General features: G+C 63.9%; 15 protein-coding genes. All 15 read left to right on the top strand.

The window, feature by feature from the left end:
- Nucleotides 1-40 precede the first annotated feature (40 nt).
- The 15 genes from ACR30Z_RS11035 (at nt 41) to ACR30Z_RS10965 (ending at nt 14,675) form a co-directional block, all read left to right on the top strand.
- Nucleotides 41-1,162 (top strand): zinc-dependent metalloprotease, encoded by a 1,122-nt coding sequence (locus ACR30Z_RS11035; RefSeq protein ID WP_144653136.1) that lies wholly within the window; start codon nt 41-43, stop codon nt 1,160-1,162.
- 92 nt (nt 1,163-1,254) lie between these two features.
- Nucleotides 1,255-2,325 (top strand): tRNA lysidine(34) synthetase TilS, encoded by a 1,071-nt coding sequence (gene tilS / locus ACR30Z_RS11030; RefSeq protein WP_434372909.1) that lies wholly within the window; start codon nt 1,255-1,257, stop codon nt 2,323-2,325.
- Nucleotides 2,326-2,356: 31 nt separating this feature from the next.
- Nucleotides 2,357-2,908: a hypoxanthine phosphoribosyltransferase gene (gene hpt, locus ACR30Z_RS11025; RefSeq protein WP_011772910.1), complete on the top strand. Its 552-nt coding sequence runs from the start codon at nt 2,357-2,359 to the stop codon at nt 2,906-2,908.
- 130 nt (nt 2,909-3,038) lie between these two features.
- Nucleotides 3,039-3,881: a hypothetical protein gene (locus ACR30Z_RS11020; RefSeq protein ID WP_434372577.1), complete on the top strand. Its 843-nt coding sequence runs from the start codon at nt 3,039-3,041 to the stop codon at nt 3,879-3,881.
- Between the two features lie 227 nt (nt 3,882-4,108).
- Nucleotides 4,109-6,178 (top strand): ATP-dependent zinc metalloprotease FtsH, encoded by a 2,070-nt coding sequence (gene ftsH / locus ACR30Z_RS11015; RefSeq protein WP_144653134.1) that lies wholly within the window; start codon nt 4,109-4,111, stop codon nt 6,176-6,178.
- A gap of 10 nt (nt 6,179-6,188) precedes the next feature.
- A complete protein-coding gene (gene folE / locus ACR30Z_RS11010; RefSeq protein ID WP_090822646.1) occupies nt 6,189-6,824 on the top strand; it encodes a GTP cyclohydrolase I FolE in 636 nt (211 codons plus the stop codon).
- A gap of 5 nt (nt 6,825-6,829) precedes the next feature.
- Nucleotides 6,830-7,735, top strand: coding sequence for a dihydropteroate synthase (gene folP / locus ACR30Z_RS11005; RefSeq protein ID WP_144653133.1), 906 nt, complete (start codon nt 6,830-6,832; stop codon nt 7,733-7,735).
- A gap of 12 nt (nt 7,736-7,747) precedes the next feature.
- The gene (folB, locus tag ACR30Z_RS11000) at nt 7,748-8,107 is read left to right on the top strand and encodes a dihydroneopterin aldolase (RefSeq protein WP_434372574.1); all 360 of its coding nucleotides are present in this window, start codon (nt 7,748-7,750) and stop codon (nt 8,105-8,107) included.
- Complete coding sequence (folK, locus tag ACR30Z_RS10995; RefSeq protein ID WP_144653131.1) at nt 8,104-8,643, top strand: 2-amino-4-hydroxy-6-hydroxymethyldihydropteridine diphosphokinase; 540 nt, start codon at nt 8,104-8,106, stop codon at nt 8,641-8,643. Before folB ends, folK begins: the two co-directional genes overlap by 4 nt.
- A 2-nt stretch (nt 8,644-8,645) precedes the next feature.
- On the top strand, nt 8,646-9,167 hold the full coding sequence (locus ACR30Z_RS10990) for a DUF3180 domain-containing protein (protein ID WP_144653130.1): 522 nt from the start codon (nt 8,646-8,648) through the stop codon (nt 9,165-9,167).
- Nucleotides 9,148-9,660, top strand: coding sequence for a PH domain-containing protein (locus ACR30Z_RS10985; protein ID WP_144653129.1), 513 nt, complete (start codon nt 9,148-9,150; stop codon nt 9,658-9,660). The genes ACR30Z_RS10990 and ACR30Z_RS10985 overlap by 20 nt, the downstream gene beginning before the upstream one ends.
- Nucleotides 9,661-9,680: 20 nt before the next feature.
- On the top strand, nt 9,681-11,267 hold the full coding sequence (locus ACR30Z_RS10980; protein WP_434372572.1) for a PH domain-containing protein: 1,587 nt from the start codon (nt 9,681-9,683) through the stop codon (nt 11,265-11,267).
- Nucleotides 11,260-12,168, top strand: coding sequence for a Rossmann-like and DUF2520 domain-containing protein (locus ACR30Z_RS10975; protein WP_144653127.1), 909 nt, complete (start codon nt 11,260-11,262; stop codon nt 12,166-12,168). Before ACR30Z_RS10980 ends, ACR30Z_RS10975 begins: the two co-directional genes overlap by 8 nt.
- A 5-nt stretch (nt 12,169-12,173) precedes the next feature.
- Complete coding sequence (gene panC, locus ACR30Z_RS10970; protein ID WP_144653126.1) at nt 12,174-13,076, top strand: pantoate--beta-alanine ligase; 903 nt, start codon at nt 12,174-12,176, stop codon at nt 13,074-13,076.
- 105 nt (nt 13,077-13,181) lie between these two features.
- Nucleotides 13,182-14,675, top strand: coding sequence for a DHA2 family efflux MFS transporter permease subunit (locus tag ACR30Z_RS10965; RefSeq protein WP_434372571.1), 1,494 nt, complete (start codon nt 13,182-13,184; stop codon nt 14,673-14,675).
- The last annotated feature ends 629 nt before the right edge of the window (nt 14,676-15,304 follow it).

Raw genomic sequence — 15,304 nt, 5'->3', positions numbered from 1 at the left:
TAAGGGTTCACTGTCGGTTACGTGTGGTGTGATGGACCGTATGGTGTCATCTGCCCGAGATTCGTCAGCAGGGGCCCCGTCCCTGATCAACTGGGACCTGGCCGCCTCTACGGCTGCCCGGCTTGCCCCTCCCGGCCCTGAGCTCAGCGCCGGAGAGATTGGCAAGGCGGTGGAGAACCTGCGCTTCAACGCGGATATCTCCGTCCCACACGTGCACGACATCACGGGGCTGGATGCCGCGCGGGACCTGCGTGATTCGCACGTCCTGGTGGTGGACCGCGCCTCGTGGTCGAAGGCCAACACGCAGAGTTTCTCGGTGATGCTGCAGCCGGCGCTGAAGAAGATGCTGGAGAGCCGCAGCGGTGTGGGCATGACCCCGGCCGCCGCTGCTGCCAGCGGCGCCATCACCGGTACGCAGCTGGGCGCTGTGCTCGCTTTCCTCTCCAGCAAGGTCCTCGGCCAGTACGATCCTTTTGCTGCCTTGGCCCCTGACGCCAACGTTCCGCCCGGCGGTCGCCTCCTGCTCGTGGCGCCGAACATCATCTCCGTGGAACGTGAACTCAACGTCCACCCGGACGACTTCCGGCTTTGGGTCTGCCTGCATGAGCAAACGCACCGCGTGCAGTTCGCCGCCGCGCCGTGGCTCCGGCACCACATGCTGGACGAAATCGAGAAGCTCAGCGGGAACCTCCTGGGCAACATGGATTCTTTGATGGAACGGGCTAGCGCCGCCGCCAAGTCCCTGCGCGACCGCACTCCCTCGGACAAAACGCCAGGCCGTGGCGCCATTCTTGACCTTCTGCAGAACCCCGAGGAAAAGGCGTCCCTGTCCCACATCACCGCAGTCATGAGCCTCCTCGAGGGGCATGCCAATGTGGTGATGGATGCCGTGGATTCCAGCATCGTCCCCTCCGTGAAGACCATCCGCCAGCGCTTCAACGAGCGTGGCAAGGACCGTGGCGTGGTGGAGAAGTTCATCCGCAACCTCCTGGGCCTGGATGCCAAAATGCGCCAGTACACGGACGGCGCCAAGTTTGTCCGCGAGGTGGTGGCCGTCGCCGGTATGGAAGGCTTCAACCGGGTCTGGGAGTCCGCCGACTACCTTCCCACCGAGGAAGAGATCCACAACTCCAAGCTTTGGCTTGAGCGGATGGGGCTTTGAGCGTTCCTGTCAGTCACGGCGGTACGTCAGCAGCTAAGGGTCGACGCCGGCCGGGTCGTTTGGCGCCGGTCGTCGGCAAAGCGCGTAAGCAGTTGCAGAACGCCCTGGCCGCTGCCGGCTATCCATCACGTGTGCTCGTGGCGTGCAGCGGAGGCCCGGATTCTCTGGCGCTCGCAGCAGTTGCCGCCTACTTTGCCCGGCGCGGGCACGTGGACGGGCATCCGGTGACAGTGGCCGCCGTGGTGGTTGACCATCAGCTGCAGGTCGGGTCGGCGGACGTCGCTTCGCATACTGCGTCTGTGCTGCGCCAGCTGGGGATCGATCCCGTGGAAGTGCGCACCGTGGACGTTGCTTCCACAGGATTTGGGCCTGAAGCTGCTGCCCGGGACGCCCGTCACGCCGCATTGGAGTCTGCCGCTGACGACCTCGCATGTGAGACGATCCTGCTGGGCCACACCCTGGATGACCAGGCGGAGCAAGTGCTCTTGGGGCTGGCCCGCGGTTCCGGAACGCGCTCGCTGGCCGGTATGAGGCCAGCCCGCGGACGCCTGCTCCGCCCCTTCCTGGGCCTTCGACGCGAGGAGACCCTGGAAATCTGCGAGGTTGAGGAACTGGACCCCTGGCACGATCCGAGCAATGCCGATCCTGCGTTCGCCCGCTCCAGGACCCGCGTGGAAGTCATGCCGGTTCTGGAGGAAAAGCTCGGGCCGGGCGTCGCTGAGTCGCTGGCACGGACCGCCGCGATCCTCCAGCAGGATGCAGATTTCCTTGAGGATTTGGCCAACGAGACCTATCTCTCACTTGTGCAGAGGGAAGCCGGTGGCGCCTGGTTGCCGGAGGACGCCGTCCGGGAGCTGCCCGCAGCACTGAGGTTCCGTGTGATCGCCAAGGCGGCCGCCGACGTCGGGGGTCAACAGCCCGGTTACGGGCGCCTCCAAGCTGCGGAAGCGCTGCTTCGACGCCAAGGGTCGGCCGGACCCGTGGAGCTACCCGGCCACGTCAGCGTGTACCGCCTATCCCTCAGCGATTTGGAGCAGCAGCGGACCGTTTCCACAGGTGCTCCGGAGGCCGATGCGACCGGTGAATCAACGGAGGCCGGTCCCCGTGAAGCCGCGCGCTGTGGGAAGCTAGTATTCCGGCATCAGAAACCGTCCCAACAGTAGCCGCACCCGAGCATCAAAACAGGAGCCATTGGTGGATTCAAACGACGTCCAGGCAGATCTCAAGCACGTTCTTTACACCAAAGAGCAGATCCAGACGCGCATCGCGGAACTCGCGGCGCAGATCGACAAGGACTACGAAGGCCGCGACATCCTTATTGTCGGTGTGCTCAAGGGTGCCGTTATGGTCATGGCTGACCTCGCGCGTGCGCTGCACAGCCACGTCAGCATGGACTGGATGGCTGTCTCGTCCTACGGCTCCGGCACCCAGTCTTCCGGCGTGGTCCGGATCCTCAAGGACCTCGATACCGACCTCATGGGCAAAGACGTGCTCATCGTGGAGGACATCATCGACTCCGGCCTGACCCTGTCCTGGCTCAAGTCCAACCTTGAGTCCCGAGGCACTGCCAGCGTCGAAATCTGCACGGCTTTCCGCAAGCCGACCGCCGCCAAGGTGGAAATCGACGTCAAGTACGTCGGCTATGACATCCCCAACGAATTCGTGGTGGGTTACGGCCTGGACTACGCCGAGAAGTACCGCAACCTGGACTTCGTGGGCACCCTGGCTCCGCACGTTTACGAGTAAACTTCCTGCGCTATTCGCCGCACCGCTTTCCGCCGTTCGCCCCAGTAACCACTGGTGGGCGTGGCGGGAGTCGGTGCGGCATTCGCGTTTAAGGGGTGCCCTGCCTGAGGGCCCGGAGCTAGACTGAACCATGACCGGTGCCCCTGCCCGTCTCCTGGCGTGGCTCGCCGTCCTTGCCACCCTCCTCACGGCCTGCACTCCCGCGGTCGATCTTGACGAGGCCGCCGGCCAGCCGACCACTACCTCCTCGGCGATGCCAAGCGCACCCTCCGCTGGCACATCACAGGCCCCGAGCCAGGCACCCGTCGCCGCACCTCCGCCCGCCCAGGCTCCGCAGCCTGCCCCGCCGCCCGCCCTGCCCCTTGTGCCGGAGGCGTTCGCCCTCAACCTCTACCAAGAGGGGGACTTCGTTCCGCAGTACACCTTCGATTGGTGTGTGGCCGCGAGCATCCAGATGGCGCACAACCTCATTGACGACACCGGTGGCGGTTCCTGGGCTGCTCCTGCGCAACAGAGTGAGTTGTGGGAGATGGCGCGGGCGCGGTCGTCCAATTCGTTCAACGGTGCCAACCCACGCGGCTGGGCGCAGGTGTTGACCGAGGTGGGTATGGGCCCGTATTCCGTGGTCAGCATCGCCAACTACGAGGACACGCTTCAGGCGGCTGCGCGTGCCATCGCGCAGACAGGCCGGCCTGTTGGCCTGGTCATGTGGAGCGGCCGTCACGCTTGGGTGATGAGTGGCTTCGAGTCGATCGGTGATCCTGCCCTTTTTCCGGAGTTCCAGGTCACCGGCATCCGCGTCCTTGACCCGCTGTACCCGCACGGAAGCGGGCAGTGGGGGCCCTCACCTGAACCCAACAGCTTGCTGACCCCGGAACAGTTGGCCCAGCAATTCGTAGTCCGCGAGCCTCGACGCTGGAGCACGGACCTGCCTACCGGCTACCTGCTGGTGCTCCCTGTTGCCGCGGCCTGACGAGTTACCTCCCACGAAAAGGGACCGCCGCTGGCCATTGGAGCAACAAACCCTGTCCTGATGCGCCTGACGCGAGTATCCTGTGTACGCCCAGAGGGAACTTTTGGACTTTCCAGTGCGTGAATTACTGGGAACGGTGTATAGCTTGAAACTGAAGCAGCACCACTCGCGCGCAGAAGTTGCGCCTTGCAGCACTACCAGGAGGGACGGGGCAAAACCCCGATCAGATGAAAGCTAAGAGTTTCTTCAAGGGCCCGGGCATCTGGATTGTTGTCGTCGTTGGCTTGCTCCTGGTGGCATTCGCAACACTGGCTCCGGGCGGTTCCACGCGCATTGACACCAAGGATGGCCTCGATCTCCTTTCCCAGAGCGGGAAGGTTGAGCAGGCCAAGATTTTCGACGCCGAGAATCGCGTCGACCTGGTGCTCAAGGACAACCTGAATTTGGACGGCCAGGACAAGGGCAAGAACGTTCAGTTCTTCTATGTCACGGATCGCGGCCCGGATGTGGTGAAGGCTGTTACCAGTGCCAACCCTGACAAGGGCTTCACCGACCAACCGATCGAGAACAACTGGTTCTCCGGCCTGTTCTCTCTGCTCATCCCCGTGCTGCTGCTTGGTGTCCTGTTCTGGTTCCTGCTTTCCCGCATGCAGGGTGGCGGCTCCAAGGTGATGCAGTTCGGCAAGTCCAAGGCCAAGCTGGTCAACAAGGACATGCCGCAGGTGACCTTCTCCGACGTCGCCGGTGCCGACGAAGCCGTGGAAGAGCTCCAGGAAATCAAGGAGTTCCTCCAGGAACCGGCCAAGTTCCAGGCCGTCGGTGCCAAGATTCCCAAGGGCGTGCTGCTCTACGGCCCTCCAGGTACCGGTAAGACGCTGCTTGCCCGTGCTGTTGCGGGCGAAGCCGGCGTTCCCTTCTTCTCCATCTCCGGCTCGGACTTCGTTGAAATGTTCGTCGGTGTTGGTGCTTCCCGCGTCCGCGACCTCTTTGAGCAGGCCAAGGCGAGCTCACCGGCCATCATCTTCGTTGATGAAATCGATGCCGTGGGCCGTCATCGTGGCGCCGGTATCGGCGGCGGTAACGACGAGCGCGAACAGACCCTGAACCAGCTCCTCGTGGAGATGGACGGCTTCGACGTCAAGACCAACGTCATCCTCATCGCGGCCACCAACCGCCCGGACGTCCTGGACCCCGCTCTGCTGCGCCCGGGCCGTTTCGACCGCCAGATCACCGTGGAAGCCCCGGACATGATCGGCCGCGAACAGATCCTCAACGTTCACGCCAAGGGCAAGCCCATGGCCCCCGGCATCGACCTCAGGGGTGTGGCCAAGAAGACCCCCGGTTACACTGGCGCTGACCTGGCCAACGTCCTGAATGAGGCCGCGCTGCTGACCGCGCGGTCCAACGCCAACCTTATTGACGACCGGGCGCTGGACGAGGCAATCGACCGTGTCATGGCCGGCCCGCAGAAGCGCAGCCGCGTCATGAAGGAACTCGAGCGCAAGATCACCGCGTACCACGAAGGTGGCCACGCACTGGTTGCCGCTGCCCTGCGTAACTCCGCACCGGTCACCAAGATCACCATCCTTCCCCGTGGCCGTGCGCTGGGCTACACCATGGTGATTCCCGAGGACGACAAGTACTCGGTGACCCGTAACGAGCTGTTGGATCAGATGGCCTACGCCATGGGTGGTCGCGTCGCAGAGGAGATCGTGTTCCACGATCCCTCCACCGGTGCCTCCAACGATATCGAGAAGGCCACCTCCACGGCCCGGAAGATGGTCACCCAGTACGGTATGAGCGAACGCGTCGGTGCGGTGAAGTTGGGCCAGGGCGGCGGCGAGCCGTTCCTCGGCCGCGACGCCGCGCAGGAGCGCAACTTCTCGGACCAGATCGCCTACGTCGTGGACGAGGAAGTTCGTCGCCTGATCGACCAGGCGCACGACGAGGCCTACGCCATCCTCACGGAAAACCGCGACGTCCTGGACCGTCTGGCACTGGAATTGCTGGAACGCGAAACCTTGAACCAGGCCGAGATCGCCGAGATCTTCCACGACATCCGGAAGCGCGACTTCCGCGAGATCTGGCTGTCCAAGGAATCCCGTCCCGTGCAGTCGATTCCACCTGTGGAGAGCCGCGCCGAGAAGGCTGAGCGCGAAGCCCAGGAGGAAGCCAAGAAGGCCCGCTTGGACGAGCCCTTGGACGTGGTGGCTCCGCATGCACAGGGGGTCAGCAGCCAGGATTCCTTCCAGGCCCCGCATCCCGACGGCGGCAACGACCACCCGCATCACGGCTAAGCTTTCTGCTGTGACTCATTTCGACGACGACGACGACCTCGCCGCCGCCCACGGCTCCGCCGCGGGCTCCAAGCACGGCCACAAAGTGGATCGACCACGCATTGAAGCGGCTGTCCGCGAGATCCTCCTGGCAATAGGCGAAGATCCTGACCGTGGAGGCCTCCAGGACACGCCCAAGCGCGTGGCCAAGGCCTACGCAGAGGTCTTCGCGGGGCTGCACCAGCACCCTGCGGATGTCCTCTCCACCACGTTCGACCTCGACCACGAAGAGCTTGTCCTGGTGAAGGACATTCCCTTCTACTCGACGTGCGAGCACCACCTGGTGCCGTTCCACGGAGTCGCGCATGTCGGTTACATTCCGTCACATGACGGAAAGGTGACCGGCCTCAGCAAGCTGGCGCGACTGGTCGATATCTATGCCCGCCGACCCCAGGTGCAGGAGCGCCTCACCACGCAGATCGTGGAGGCGCTCGTGAAGCACCTCAACCCGCGCGGGGCGATTGTCGTCGTCGAATGTGAACACATGTGTATGTCCATGCGCGGCATCCGCAAGCCCGGCGCGAAGACCGTCACCAGCGCGGTGCGCGGTCAACTCCATGACCCGGCCACCCGCGCCGAGGCCATGAGCCTCATACTCGGAAGGTAAGCATTATGGACTCCCTCGCTGCAGCACCCGGAACCGGCCCGGCCACAAGCCCGCTGCCGGTTCTCCGCAAGCCGCGGCCCGCGGCAAGGTTCGAGGACCTGCCCACGGACCGCACGCTCGTCATGGGAATCCTCAACGTCACCCCGGATTCCTTCAGCGACGGCGGCACCCACCGCACCCCGGACACCGCTATCGCGCTGGGCCTGCGGATGTTCTACGCCGGCGCTGACATCATCGACGTCGGAGGCGAATCCACCCGCTCCGGCGCCGAGCCCGTTTCGCCGGAAGAAGAACAGCGCCGCGTCCTTCCGGTCATCCAGGCACTGGTCAAGGCCGGCGCGCTGGTCAGCATCGACACCATGCATACGTCCACTGCTGCTGCCGCTGTGGAGGCCGGTGCTGCCATCATCAACGATGTTTCCGGCCTCACGATTGAACCGGACATGCCTGAGCTCGTGGCGCGCACCAAGGTTCCGTACATCCTTACGCACCGCCGTGGCGACGCCCTGACCATGGATAGCCTCACGGATTACGAGAACGTCACCGAGGACGTCGTCGCAGAGCTCAGCGGCGTCCGTGACAAGCTGTACGCAGCGGGCGTTGCGCCGGAGCAGATCATCGTCGATCCCGGCGTCGGCTTCTCCAAGAACGAGGACCAGAACTGGGAAATCCTGAAGAACCTGGACCACCTCTTTGGCCTCGGCCACAAAGTGATGGTGGCTGCTTCCCGTAAGCGCTTCCTTGGTTCGCTCCTCACCGTGGCCGGTAAGTCGGCCGCGCCTTTGGAACGCGACGCCGCCACTGCCGCCATTACCGCTTTGAGCGCCGCCAAGGGTGCTTGGGCTGTTCGCGTTCACGACGTCGGTCCCAGCCTTGACGCCGTCAAGGTCGCCGCCCGTATCGCCCGCTGATAGGAAAACGCTGTGGACAGGATCACGCTGACCGGCGTCACCGCCGTCGGTTATCACGGAGTGTTCGATTTCGAACGCCGTGACGGCCAACCATTCGTGGTGGACGCAGTGCTGTACACGGATTTCACCAGGGCTGCCGAGACTGACGACCTCCAGTACACGGCGCACTATGGCGAGGTGGCTGAACTGATCACCAAACACATCGAGGGTGAGCCCCTGAACCTCATCGAGGCCTTGGCCGTCAGGATCGCCGAGGGCATCCTCGAGAACTACAGTGTTGCCGCCGTCGATGTCACCGTCCACAAGCCCAAGGCCCCCATCGAGGTGCCGTTTGGCGACGTCACTGTCAGCGTTTACAGGGAGCGGTCATGACGTCCGGCTACACCAAGGCCATCCTGGCGCTTGGCAGCAACCTGGGGGAGCGGAATGACACGCTGTCCACGGCTGTGGCCGACCTCGTCGACCCGCCGGAGGTACGTCTCCTGGGCGTCTCGCCGGTGGTGCAAACCAAGGCTGTCGGCGGGCCGGAAGGCCAGCCCGATTTCCTGAACATGGTCATGGCTGTCGAGACCACACTTACTCCGTTGGAACTCCTGAAGCACTGCAACGACGTCGAAGCGAAGCACCACCGCACGCGGGAAGTCCGGTGGGGTCCCCGGACGCTTGATGTGGACATCGTGGTCTTCGGAGATGTCGTCAGCGACGATCCCATCCTCACCCTCCCGCACCCCAGGGCGGCAGAGCGTGCTTTCGTGCTGTACCCGTGGTCCCTGCTGGAGCCTCACGCGCACTTGAACGGCCAGAGCGTTACCGAACTGGCCGCCGTCGCCGCTGACATGCCGGACATTCGCCGTTTCGACGGCTACGGTGACGTCGCCGGTGTACCGGCGACGGGAGCAGTGGAGTAGCCATGAAAGCAATGCGCCCCGTGGTTCTGGTGCTCATCGCCGTCATCGCTGCCGTGATCGGCTGGTTGGCCACGGCCACCACAAACCGCTTCAGCATGCCCACACCGGTCCTGCCGGTCTCCGCGCTGATCACCATGGGCGTCATCGTCGGGCTCACACTGGTCATGGGCATCCGTGTCCTTCGCTGGCGGAACGGCAAGAAGAAGAACATGCTGAACCCGATCCTGGCTGCACGGACGTTGATCCTGGCCCAGGCCTGCGCTTACGCCGGGACGCTTCTCCTTGGCTGGCATGCCGGGATTTCGTTGGACCTTCTCCGGATCGGCAGCTTGCGTGGCGGTGAAGGCATCCTGTGGAACGCCTTGTTGATGGGCGGCGGCGGTGTGGTGATGGTGGTCGTTGGATTGGTTGTGGAACGGTTCTGCCGGATCCCTCCGGAAGACTTTGAAGGCGGTACCGCCGGACCGGAACCCCGTCGCGGCGAAACCAAAGGTGAAGGCGAGTATGCATACCGAGGCGATTGACCCTCCCGGCGTTCAGTGGCTACGGGTATCCCCCAAATACGTCACCGTTCGCTTGGTGGAGTGGGCCATCGGCAACGTCTTGATGGTGGCTGTCCTCAGCTTGCCGCTTATTTTCGTGTTGCTGGGCTGGTGGCGTTGGCCTCCCTTATGGCTCGCCATCACGGTTCCGGCGGTGATGCTGGTTCTGGCCCTGTGGCGGCTCGTGCTGATCCCGCGCCAAGTGCGCGCCATCGGGTACGCGGAACGCGACGACGACCTCCTCATCCGTCGTGGCATCTTCTTCCAGCGCACCATGGTGGTTCCGTACGGCCGAATGCAGTACGTGGACGTTGCCGTTGGCCCCGTTGAGCGTGGCCTGGGACTTTGCACCCTCAAGCTCCACACAGCTTCGGCTGGAACCAACGCGCATCTCCCAGGACTTCCCGCCGAGGAAGGCGCACGCTTGCGCGAACAGCTTTCGGCTCGCGGAGAAGCCAGGCTGGCCGGGCTGTGAGCCCGCAGGACAGTGCGGCGGTGAGCCTCCCCGACAAAAAGGTCGACGGCGGCTGGAACCGCGTCCATCCCGCGTCACCGTTTGTCCGGGGCTGGGTGGCGCTGGCCGCCGTCGGGTTCTTCTTTGGCCGCGACGCCTTCGAGCGCATGCTGCAGGGACGCGACTTCCTGGACCCGAACCTGAACGGCCGGGTGCCGTGGCTTTTGGCCGGCGGAGCCGTGGTGCTGCTCCTGACGGTGGGCGGGTTCATCCTGAGCTGGTACTTCACGCGCTACCAAGTGGCCGAAGGGTACGTCCGCGTCAACACGGGCTTCCTGTTCAAGCAGCAGCGGCAGGCCCGCCTGGACCGTGTCCAGGCCATCGACATCGTGCAGCCGCTTCTGGCGCGGATCTTCGGATTGGCTGAACTCAAGTTTGAAGTGGCCGACGCCGGTGAGTCTGCGGTGCGGTTGGCTTACCTTCCGCTCGACCAAGCCAAGCAGTTGCGCGCCACCATCCTGGCGCGCGCGGCTGGCGTGGTCAGCGGTCCCGAAGCGACCGAGGAAGTCCCCGAAGCTCCGGAGCATGTTGTGTTGTCGGTGCCACCGGGCCGTCTCATCGGTTCGCTGCTCCTGAGCGAGCAAACCATCGGTATCCTGGTCGGCGCCGCGGTGGTGGTAGCGGTTTCGGTCTTTACGCAGAACCAGACTCTGTTCCTGGCTCTGATTCCCGGCATCCTTGGCATCGGCGCCGCGTACTGGACGTCCTTCAACAAGGGTTACAACTTCACAGCCGCTATCTCCCCGGACGGTATCCGCCTTCGATACGGTCTCCTGGATACCCAGGCACAGACCCTCCCGCCGGGACGTATTCAAGCACTCATGGTGACGCAGCCGCCCCTCTGGAGGATTTTCGGCTGGTACCGGATGCACGTCAATGTGGCGGGGTACGGCGTTTCGGCCAGCACTGAAGGTGCGGCCCGAACCATGTTGCTTCCTGTTGGCTTGAAACCCGACGTCATGCGGATGATGTCCTTGGTGCTGCCGGATCCGGGTGTGGAGGACCCGGAAAGGGTGTTCACCGCCGGGCTTGAGGGGTTGGCGCCGGTGGGCTCGTCCAACCCGGCCCCGGACGAACAGGTTCCGGAGGTCCAAACTGATGGCTTCACCACCACCCCGCGTCGCGCCCGGTTGTTGGCCCCGCTTGGCTGGCGACGCAATGGTTTCCGCGCTACCCGAACTGCCCTGCTGATCCGGTCGGGACGCTGGTGGCGGGCGTTGGTCATGGTTCCGCATCAGCGGACACAGTCCATGGCCCTGCACCAAGGCCCATGGGCACGGCGCTTCGGGGTGGCCGATCTTGTCCTCCACACCACGGCAGGCCCTGTGTCTCCCCGTGTGTTCCAAGCCGGCGTCAGCCAGGCCGTGGAGCTCTTCGACCAGCAGGCAGCCCGTGCCCGCGAGGCGAGGAAACGGCAAACCAGCGAGCAGTGGCTGGCGCAGGTAGCGCCACAGGCTCCGGAAGTGGCGGCCGCAGCGGAGCTTGGGAAACCAGCGGAGCTTGGGAAACCAGCGGAGCCCGAACAACACCAGACTTCAACCCACCAGGAGGACCGCCACGATGGCTAGGCCAGGACGACTCGGAGTCGGCATCATCGGCGCAGGCAAGGTGGGTTCCGTCCTCGGTGCCGCTTTGCGCGGAGCCGAGCACGCCGTCGTCGGAGTTTCTGCGGTGTCCGAGGCGAGCCGTGAGCGGGCCGAGACGCTGCTGCCCGGTGTGCCGATCCTCGAAATCCAGGACATTGTTGAGCGTGCCGAGCTCGTTCTGCTGGCCGTCCCTGACGATTCCCTTGGCGAGCTGGTCGCAGGTCTGGCCAAGCTGGGAGCCTGGCAGCCCGGCCAACTGGTGGCACATACGTCAGGCCGGTTCGGCGTCGGGATCCTCAACCCGGTCCGCGCGGTTGGCGCGATTCCGTTGGCGCTGCACCCGGCCATGACCTTCACCGGCATGAGTCTGGACCTGACCCGCCTCATGGATTGCACCTTCGGAGTCACGGCGGATGCCGCCATGCTGCCCATCGCGCAGGCGCTGGTGGTTGAGATGGGTGCCGAGCCGGTAGTGATTGCCGAGGGTGACCGCACGCTTTACCACGCAGCCCTCGCGCACAGCTCAAACCACATGGTCACGCTGGTGGCGCAGGCGTCGCAGATGCTCCGGGAGATCGGCGTCGAAAACCCGGAAACCATGCTTGGTCCGCTGCTGCGTGCCACCCTGGAAAACGCCCTCGCGTCCGGCGAATCTGCGTTGACCGGTCCCGTGGCGCGCGGCGATGTGGGTACTGTTTCCGCTCACGCCCAGGCGTTGCAGGAATACGACGGCGGTGCAGGCGGCGATGTCCTCGCGGCCTACCAGGCCATGGCGCGGGCCACAGCACGCCGGGCAGGCAACCGAGGCCTGCTGCGCCCGGAACAACTGAATGAGATCGACGATGCCTTGGGGGCCCACCCCAAGTCGCCGGAAGGACACTGAACAGCATGGCCATCAAACTCGTAACCACCGCGGCGGAATTGCGCGCCGAGAGCGCCAGGCTCCTGGCAGCCAAGGGTGGAAGTTCGCAAGGTTTGGTACCCACCATGGGCGCCCTGCACTCGGGCCACGCGGCACTTGCGCGGACCGCCGTCGCTGAGAACGACGTCGTGGTAGCCACCATCTTCGTCAACCCGCTGCAGTTCGGCGACGCTGTGGACCTTGACCGCTACCCGCGCACGCTCGACGCCGACATGGCCCTGCTTGACGCCGAAGGCGTTGACCTCGTGTTCGCACCTTCCGTGGACGAGGTGTACCCGGGCGGCCAGCCCCTGGTGCGGGTGACCTCCGGGCCGCTGGGCGAGAAGTGGGAAGGCGCCTCACGCCCCGGACACTTCGACGGCGCGCTAACCGTGGTCGCCAAACTGCTGCACTATGGACTACCCGGAGGTGCTGCGGCGGATGGTACGACGGCGGCCTACCGGGCTTACTTCGGCCAGAAGGATGCGCAGCAATTGGCCTTGGTGAAGCGCATGGTCTCGGACCTGAATTTCCCTGTGGAGATCGTTCCTGTGCCGATCGTACGCAGCGATGACGGCTTGGCGCTTTCGAGCCGCAATCGGTTCCTGTCGGATGAGGAGCGCGAAGCGGCGTTGGTGTTGTCGCGGGCTTTGCGCCTTATTGAGTCCCGCGCCACAGCGCATGAACCGCTGGATCTGGATTCCGCCGTCGCGCTTGTTGAATCCCAACCGTTGGTGGAACTGGACTACTTCGACGTCGTGGATCCCACAACGCTGGAACCGCTCGCAGAGAACTGCAAGGAGACGCCCTTCCGCGGCGAAGGCCTGGCAATCGTTGCCGCTAAAGTAGGGCCGGTTCGGCTCATCGATAACGCTCCGTTGTTCTCCTAACGTTTGGAATTTTCCTGCTGACGGGAATTGGATGGGCGCTTAGACTGTTTTAGTCTTCACCGGCACAGCTCGCCGGACACCAAATCCAACCCTTGGGGAACCCTCATGTCTACCGACGTCACGTCCGACGCCAACGGCAAACCTGAATCCGGCGCGCCCACTTCCGGTGCCGTCACCGTAACCGAGGCAGGGCGCCCACAGGCCCCTGTGTCGGGGAAGATGTCCCGCGAATCCGTGACTGTCATCGTGACGTTGCTGGTGGCCACCTTCGTGGTCATCCTCAACGAAACCATCATGAACGTCGCGCTCCAGCGGCTCATGACGGACCTGCAGGTCAGCGCTTCCACCGTCCAATGGCTCGCCACCGGCTTCATGCTCACCATGGCAGTGGTTATTCCTACCACCGGGTTCATCCTGCAGAGGATGAGTACCCGCGGGGCCTTCATGCTCGCCATGGGACTTTTCAGCGGCGGAACCTTGTTGGCTGCCTTGGCGCCGGGATTCCTGGTGCTCCTGCTGGCACGCATCGTCCAGGCCGGCGGTACGGCCATCATGCTGCCGCTGCTGATGACCACCATCCTCACCCTGGTACCCATGTCCAAGCGTGGCGCCGTCATGGGCAACGTCAGCATTGCCATTTCCGTGGCGCCCGCCATGGGCCCAACCGTTTCCGGCATCATCCTGGACCACTTCTCGTGGCGTTTCATGTTCGTGTTCGTGCTGCCGGTGGCCCTTGCAGCCTTCGCCATTGGCGCCAAGTACCTCACCAACGTTGGTGAACGCGAAAAGACCACCCTTGACGTCGCATCCGTGATCCTGACGGTGCCGGCCTTCGGTGGCTTGGTCTACGGCTTGAGCCAGATCGGTGGCGCGGACGCGGGCATCGTTCCAGTGATCGCTCTGGTGGTTGGAATCCTGTGCCTGGCACTGTTCGTCTTCCGGCAGCTCAAGCTCCAGAAGTCCGATGCCCCGTTGCTTGACCTCCGTGCCTTCAAGTTCCGCATGTTCACTGTGTCAACGCTGCTGATGGTGGTAGCCATGATGGCGTTGTTCGGTGGCGTGATCCTGCTGCCTCTGTACCTCCAGAACACCTTGCACCTTCAGCCGCTGGAGACCGGTCTTGCTTTGCTGCCGGGCGGGTTGGCCATGGGCTTGCTGGGCCCGGTCATCGGCCGGATCTTCGACAAGGTTGGCCCCTTGCCGCTGACGGTATCCGGTTCCGTCCTCATGGTCCTGACGCTGTGGCAGTTCTCCCGGTTGGATGAGGGCAGTGCGCTCGGTTGGGTGATTGCGCTCCACGTGACGTTGAGCCTTGGCTTGGCCCTGCTGTTTACGCCGGCGTTCACCACGGGGCTGAACCCGCTGCCCCCGCACCTCTACTCGCATGGTTCGGCCATCATCAGCACCGCGCAGCAGGTTTCGGGAGCAGCTGGAACTGCGCTGCTGGTCTCCATCTACGCTGTGGTCTCGGCTTCTTCCGGGCTCGTTGCCGGTATGCAGGCAGCGTTCCTCGCCGCCACCATCATTGCCGTCGCCGCAGTGGTGCTCGGTGCCATGATGCGCAAGACCGAGGGCGCCGGAGGCCACGGGGGTCACTGACGGCCGCTAGCCGCAGCCCCCTACCGACGCTCTCTCACCTAATCGCCGTTTTTGGCGGACGCTCTCTCACGTATTTGCCGTTTTCGGGCAGCGCTCTCTCACTTTGGTGGGGGAGCGTTGCTGTTTTTTGGGGGTGGTGGGTGTTCGACGGCGGTGGTTTGGGTGGTGTGATGGGCTTCACTGCTGGTTGTTGGGGTGTTTTTGGGTTGGTTTTGGGGTGTGGTGGGGGTGTTTGGCTTGTGTTTGCGGGGTTTTTGGGTGGTGTTGGGGTGGATTTGGTGCGGGGGTGGGGCGCGTGTAAAGTTATCTGAGTCGCCGCCGCTGATGCGGAAGGAATGGCGACCGACTCCCTTCGAATTGCCGGTTTCGGTGGTGCTTTTGTGTGCTGCTGGGTGGTGTGGGAGGCCCGGGGTTTGGTTTGCTTTGTGCGGCCGGTTCGGGTAAGTTTGAAAAGTTGCTCCGGAGCGATCCTGGACCCTGTGGGGTGTGGGTGGTGCCGGTTGTGTCTGTTGTTTGAGAACTCAATAGTGTGCCAAGTTTGTTGATACCGATTGTTTTTTGATTGGTTGAATTTTGCCAGGTTGCTGCGCACCCCCGTGTGTGGTGGTCTGGTTTTCAGCTGGTTTCGA

Origin of the sequence: Paenarthrobacter sp. FR1, assembly GCF_051106045.1 — a bacterium.
Classification (GTDB): Bacteria; Actinomycetota; Actinomycetes; order Actinomycetales; family Micrococcaceae; genus Arthrobacter; species Arthrobacter nitroguajacolicus_A.
This window is presented reverse-complemented; position numbering and strand designations above follow the sequence as displayed.

What these genes read in the sequence shown, in the direction of transcription:
- ACR30Z_RS11035 (WP_144653136.1), top strand. Translation starts at nt 41, where the DNA reads ATGGTGTCATCTGCCCGAGATTCGTCAGCAGGGGCCCCGTCCCTGATC.
- ACR30Z_RS11020 (WP_434372577.1), top strand. Translation starts at nt 3,039, where the DNA reads ATGACCGGTGCCCCTGCCCGTCTCCTGGCGTGGCTCGCCGTCCTTGCC.
- ftsH (WP_144653134.1), top strand. Translation starts at nt 4,109, where the DNA reads ATGAAAGCTAAGAGTTTCTTCAAGGGCCCGGGCATCTGGATTGTTGTC.
- folP (WP_144653133.1), top strand. Translation starts at nt 6,830, where the DNA reads ATGGACTCCCTCGCTGCAGCACCCGGAACCGGCCCGGCCACAAGCCCG.
- folK (WP_144653131.1), top strand. Translation starts at nt 8,104, where the DNA reads ATGACGTCCGGCTACACCAAGGCCATCCTGGCGCTTGGCAGCAACCTG.
- ACR30Z_RS10990 (WP_144653130.1), top strand. Translation starts at nt 8,646, where the DNA reads ATGAAAGCAATGCGCCCCGTGGTTCTGGTGCTCATCGCCGTCATCGCT.
- ACR30Z_RS10985 (WP_144653129.1), top strand. Translation starts at nt 9,148, where the DNA reads ATGCATACCGAGGCGATTGACCCTCCCGGCGTTCAGTGGCTACGGGTA.
- ACR30Z_RS10975 (WP_144653127.1), top strand. Translation starts at nt 11,260, where the DNA reads ATGGCTAGGCCAGGACGACTCGGAGTCGGCATCATCGGCGCAGGCAAG.
- panC (WP_144653126.1), top strand. Translation starts at nt 12,174, where the DNA reads ATGGCCATCAAACTCGTAACCACCGCGGCGGAATTGCGCGCCGAGAGC.
- ACR30Z_RS10965 (WP_434372571.1), top strand. Translation starts at nt 13,182, where the DNA reads ATGTCTACCGACGTCACGTCCGACGCCAACGGCAAACCTGAATCCGGC.